At 50.3% G+C, this 5,660-nt stretch carries 4 protein-coding genes; 3 read left to right on the forward strand and 1 reads right to left on the reverse strand.

From position 1 onward, the window contains the following. Window positions 1-510 (reverse strand): HamA C-terminal domain-containing protein (locus ABJ99_RS07035; protein WP_122234929.1); only part of this gene is annotated, 510 nt, incomplete at its 3' end. A 242-nt stretch (window positions 511-752) separates the two neighbouring features. On the opposite strand from ABJ99_RS07035, the gene ABJ99_RS07040 reads away from it, so the two are divergent. The 3 genes from ABJ99_RS07040 to ABJ99_RS07050 all read left to right on the forward strand — a co-directional run bounded on the left by ABJ99_RS07040 (window position 753) and on the right by ABJ99_RS07050 (window position 5,240). Beyond that, window positions 753-2,291: a hypothetical protein gene (locus ABJ99_RS07040; RefSeq protein ID WP_054085214.1), complete on the forward strand. Its 1,539-nt coding sequence runs from the start codon at window positions 753-755 to the stop codon at window positions 2,289-2,291. 484 nt (window positions 2,292-2,775) lie between these two features. Continuing rightward, on the forward strand, window positions 2,776-4,404 hold the full coding sequence (locus tag ABJ99_RS29015; RefSeq protein ID WP_230080988.1) for an ATP-binding protein: 1,629 nt from the start codon (window positions 2,776-2,778) through the stop codon (window positions 4,402-4,404). After that, window positions 4,404-5,240, forward strand: a complete 837-nt coding sequence (locus ABJ99_RS07050; RefSeq protein WP_054085215.1) for an HNH endonuclease signature motif containing protein — start codon at window positions 4,404-4,406, stop codon at window positions 5,238-5,240. The genes ABJ99_RS29015 and ABJ99_RS07050 overlap by 1 nt, the downstream gene beginning before the upstream one ends. The last annotated feature ends 420 nt before the right edge of the window (window positions 5,241-5,660 follow it).

A 5,660-nucleotide genomic window follows, 5' to 3' on the forward strand; every position in this document is an offset into this window, starting at 1 on the left:
ACTATCCTGACACCGGGGGGAAGCATGAATTCCATCTAGACCGTGGACTGGCATGTTTGTGGAGGTCTTCAAGGACATTTTGGCCACGAGTTGTGCCGCGTTCAGATGATGCACGGCGATGCAGTAGGCGAGCACTTCCCCTACCTCGCTCGCCCTTGATGGGTACTCCTTTCGAAACTGAATAAATGCATTTTTTACCGCTTTGTGAATTTGGCTTGTGAATGATAGGTCGCCATTTTTCCCAGAGGCGAGCTGCGCCATGTACGCATCACGACGTCTTCGGCTCAAGGCATAGTTAACCGCTTGGCTGCTGAGGAAGTCAGCCAAGGAAAGAGTATTGGGAATGTCTTCTTGGAACCGTACATGCAGGAGAGCAAGCTTGGGGGACAGGTCTGCCGGCTGAGCGTGCAAATCCTGAACGCATTTGACGAACTCGTTAAGCGGAGACTGATTTAGGAGCTTGTCGATGACCTCAGTTAGTGAAGGCCCGGTTACTAAAGATGAAGACATCTGATCCATTCCCTGGGATAGCCAACACGTCCGTCAAATGCTCGCATGGAGTCCGCATGACGACGCCGCAATTTGATGATAATGACGGGTATGAATACAGATTGCCATCATCAGATTCGGGAGGGGCATCCGGGCTTGCGAGGCTGTAGATTGAGGTGTGTCAACGTCGTTCTCATGTTCATGATGCACGCGGTGACTCAAGGCCGGATATGTTGTCATAAACACACATCAGGAAACGCTGGATGAACCATAAAACCGCTTGGGAGAAAGCAGCTGAATCAGACGGTACAACCGAGTCGGAGCGCTCTCTAGCACGTCTTGCCCACAAAGCGTTTTTAAGTCTGTGGAGCTACGCTAATGTTTACACCGACGAAGGTCGATCGAACGGCAAGGGTGACGGGAAGGAGTTGGTAGACCTCTTGGTTGTGTTCGGCAATGACGTGCTCCTGTTCTCGGACAAGCACTGCGCCTTTCAGACTGACGTAGATATCAAGGTTGCTTGGCCTCGCTGGTATAAGCGGGCGATAGAGAAGTCAGTCAAGCAGCTTGCAGGGGCCGAGAGCTTTTTACGCCGGTTCCCGGGCCGCGTGTTCGTAGACAAATCATGTCAAACAGCGCTGCCAGTAAAGCTGCCTGACCCACCATCAGCGCGATACTTTCTCATAGCTGTCACGCGGGGCGGGCACAGGGCAGCCGCAGACTACTACGGGGGCGGAAGCAGTGGTAGCCTGATGCTTAATAGCACGCTTGAAGAGCGTGCTCATTACGATCACCCTTTCGAGATCGGTTTTCCATTGAAAGGCAAGCGCTTCGTTCACGTACTGGATGAGGTAACGGTCGATACGCTTCTTGAAGAACTGGACACCGTCCCGGATCTCGTTGGCTACCTGTCGTGCAAAGAGCTCTATTTCGGGGCAAACGCCGTCATAATGGACATCGCAGGGGAGGAAGAACTGCTCGCCCACTACATGTGCACGATCGAGGACGGTAGACACGCCTTGCCGAAAGTGCCTTTAGGTGCGAATGGCGTAGTACTTGGCGAGGGTGACTGGCGGGCATATCGCTCAAGCCCCCAAAGAATGGTCAAGCGTGAGGCCGACAAGGGCAGCTACATGTGGGACGCTCTCATTGAGTATCAAGCCGCTTTCGTTCGCGCAGGAACAGCGATCGGCCTTCCCCATGTGGAGCCAGAAACCATCGACCATGAGCGAATACTACGCGCCTTGGCGTCCGAGCCGCGACTCGGAAGGCGCGAGCTCGCAAGCCACTTTCGCTACGCATTATCGAAGAGCGTCCCCGGCAATAAGTTCGCACGCATGATCCTTAGCAACGACACGAAGACCAGAGGATACGTGTTCCTGACGGTTCCAATGACGCCGGATCATGGGTATCAGGAATACCGGGAGCTACGCACTGACATACTGCTCGCGTACTGCCACGGCATGAAAATCCGACACCCTCACTTGACCGAAGCCATTGGCATCGCATCTGAGCCTTTCTCTGAAGCAGCCGCGTCGCAAGACTTCCTTTACGTCGAGCTTGCTGACGGGTTGAGCTCGGAGGAGTCGGCACATTGGGAGGCAGTGATGGAGGAGCTAGACATTTTGCAGACCCCGGCCAACGAAACTCGCTATTTCGGCGGGATCAGTCGCGAATTTCCGATGCCATTTAGCTTCGGGGCTGGAGGATTGGGGGAGTACGAGATTAGCACCCCAATGAATCGTGCTGAGCGACGTAGGATCGAAAAAGAAGCTAGGAAAGCCGCTAAGAAAAAATGGTAAACCGCCGTATAGGCATCCAACTGGCGAATGCCGAACCAAGCACAATATTCTGTTCTGACGCCGAGTCGTGACCACTTTTACAGAAGCAACGAGGAGGCGCCAGAATCCCATTTAGGCGCCTCTGCATGCTTGTATAGCTGCTGTGCCTTTTCGTGGATTCAAGCAATAGGTTTTGGATCGATCTGGAACTTAGCAATATCTATGTTGCACTATCAAAACGAATAACAAGCCTCACAAATGCGCTGCAATAGCCTTCCAGGCCACTTTCCAAAAAACAAGCCGTAACTGCCCGTTCTCGTGCCATTGGTCAGAATTGAGCGCGGAGCATGAGACAGAGCATTGCTGCCCTCTCAGTCGCAGAGCAGCAACCAGGTAAATGCGTTGCAACGCAGCCATTCTTCTGATGGCCTATTGAGGGAGCAATTTGGTATCTTGTCTTCAAGACATCTCAAATTCTCAATCGTAGGAAGCAAAGGATTGAACCATGCGGTATAAGTTTTTAATCAGGAAGCAAAATGGAACTTGGCCGAAGGACGGGCTACCCGCCTTTGTACTTGAACAGGATAAGTGGGACGATTATGGGTTCAGGACACAGTATCACCTGTCCTATGTAACTTTAGATAAAAACGGACAACGTATCGTAGATCATATAGGGCCTGTGAAAATTCTCAAACTGGGACAAGTCGATGATGAGAGGTCGCATGTTAATGAGAGCTTCAACGAGCTGGACGATGACTTCTGCTCAGTCGGAGAGTCTTTAGACTATTATGAACGACTGGGACAACTTCCAGAGCGTAGGAGAGAGCAAGCACTAACCGGTTTACGGGATGTTGTTTATGACCAAGCATTACAAGATAAATTTCGAAACGAACGCGGCTGGACGACCTCTCTGTTCCGAGATGGCAAGGACGACAAGTATTTAAAGATCAGCTATGGCTTGGTGACAGGAGATTACACAGAGCTTCCAGGTGAAGAGCTAACCTTTTCAGTGAAATTTGGTAACTGGCTGAACCCACTGAATTTTGCATTTATAAACCGGAAGCCGTACCGGCACCGAAGATCGATCCTTCCCGCACGCATGGCAGTGCTCGTAGGCGCCAATGGTTCAGGAAAAAGCACCGTACTAGCCCGCATCGCGCGACTAGCATTCGCTACGATAGCGGAAAGAAAAGAGATGACCTCGCTCGGCACATTAACCCCTGCCGGAATTGGGTTCCCACGTATTGTGACCATCTCATTCAGCGCCTTTGACAGCTTTCATTTGCCAGGATCAAACACGCGAAATCGCAGAAAGATACTTGATGAGATGGCCTCCGGCACCGGTAGGTTTGCCTATGTTGGTCTCAGAGATTTGAAAGCTGAAGGATCCAGGATTGCAAAGGGTGCGGAAAGCGAAGCTAGTTCTTTTGGGGATGCCGATAGACAAGGAGCTACTCGACTTAAATCTATTGAAAAAATCGCGGAAGAGTTCTACCTCTATCTGTCTCAAATAACCGACACTACTAAGATCAGCATCCTAAATAATTTGCTCGCAGGCCTTCTCGAAGGTTCAGCATTTGATGAGCTATCAGATCACGACCTAGACGACTGGGATAAAGAAATTATCCTTTCAACCTTCCTTAAATGTAGCACCGGACATAAGATTGCTGCACTCGTAGTTACTAGTCTCATCGCTGTGACGGTACCGTCTTCGCTGGTGTTATTTGATGAGCCTGAAACGCACCTACACCCCCCCTTGCTTGCCGCCCTAATGCACGCTGTAAGGGCAATAATGGCGAATAATAACTCGTTCTGCATCATTGCCAGCCACTCCCCAGTGGTGGTTCAAGAAACGCTAGGGGCAGATGTAAGAGTTATCAAGCGTGATGGTGACTGGGCTTTTGTAGAGGGCGTTGGCAACGAAACCTTTGGGGAAAGCATTGGACTTATAACATCCGAAGTATTTGGGCTCAACCCGGAGGCAACTGACTACCATCGGGTTCTGGACGATCTAGTGGATCGTTTGGATGACCAAGAGGACTTGGAAGAACTATTCCTAAATGGTCAAATGAGCCACCAGGCGAGGTCATACAGCATGAGCAAACGCGCTTTTCAGAAAAGGACGAAGAAATAGTGTGGAACCTGACTAAACCCAGCTTAACATCTATTCGTTCCGACTTAGACTTACTTTTTCCTGAAGGCGCAGGATCTGGGGTATCCGAAAATGACAAACTCAGAATTTTAGAACTGTACGATGAGTACGAGGATGAACTAGGTGAGCCTAATCCAGTTTGGAAGACAAAGTTCTTGTCTGATGGCTCTAGAGATTTATTATTGGCTGCTTACGCACAGGTATCCGACAAGGGTCAACTATCCCTACTTCGGACGGCGTTAAAGAAGGGCGCGCTAAAATGCCCCTACTGCGGGTTTGGGGAAATACGCGACCTAGATCATCACCTCCCAAAAAAACACTATAAATGTTTCAGCGTATTCGCTTTGAACTTGATACCATCATGTTCGAAGTGCAATGGGCACAAGCCACGAACCCCTCCTTCTGTAAAAGAAAAATATCATATCCATGCATACCTCGACGATGTCTCAGCCTATGATTTTTTGGTGGCTGACGTTGAGATTTCAGACGGCGCATTGACCGTCGTATTCCGGATCGAAAGACGCCCCGGAATGACCAATGAACTGACAAAACGTTTAAGGCAACACCTTAGAGACTTTAGGCTAAACGAAAGGTATGTCGCGCAAATAACCAATTACTTGCAAGATCAAGAAACTGGATTGGCCGACAACTTCAGATCAGGGGGCGCTCCCGGAGTTAGAGCATATCTGCTTCGCACCGCCGAATCGATCGCTCGTACGAATGGTGCCAATGACTGGCGAGGCGCTTTGGTGCTAGCCCTAGCCGACTCAGATGAGTTTTGTGATGGGGGTTTCTACGAAGTGCTCGGTTTCGCCTAGAGTGCTCTTCCTCCCTGAAATTTGGCCGTACGTGGTCAAAAAAGGATGGTCGGCCCAAGGGTAAGCTGACCGCTATCAGTTGATAGCAGCCTAACCAATATGGGGCTGATACTCATCGCACCTGTCACAGATCGAGCTATTTTTCTGTCTCCTACCCTTTGAGGATTTTTGACATCCGCCACAACGTGGCGGCTGATATCTATAGCCCCAGAGGTAGGCAGAAAAATTTTCCAAGCCCGCTGACGCTACGCTGATCCGCTCACCTGCGAGAAATGGAGGGAGTAGGCGATAGCTGATTTTGCAAAATTCTGGCGCGCAAGGGCGAAAGGTAGCTTGCCCAGATTTTCACTCCTCGCTCACATGTGAGCAAGACAGAAAATGGATAGGTTCATTCCGATTGGGACTGTCAGATTTTTTGTG

This window comes from Pseudomonas syringae pv. cilantro (assembly GCF_001293775.1).
GTDB lineage: Bacteria > Pseudomonadota > Gammaproteobacteria > Pseudomonadales > Pseudomonadaceae > Aquipseudomonas > Aquipseudomonas syringae_P.

Coding starts and splice junctions, on each gene's coding strand:
- ABJ99_RS07040 (WP_054085214.1), top strand. CDS start 753: ATGAACCATAAAACCGCTTGGGAGAAAGCAGCTGAATCAGACGGTACA.
- ABJ99_RS29015 (WP_230080988.1), top strand. CDS start 2,776: ATGCGGTATAAGTTTTTAATCAGGAAGCAAAATGGAACTTGGCCGAAG.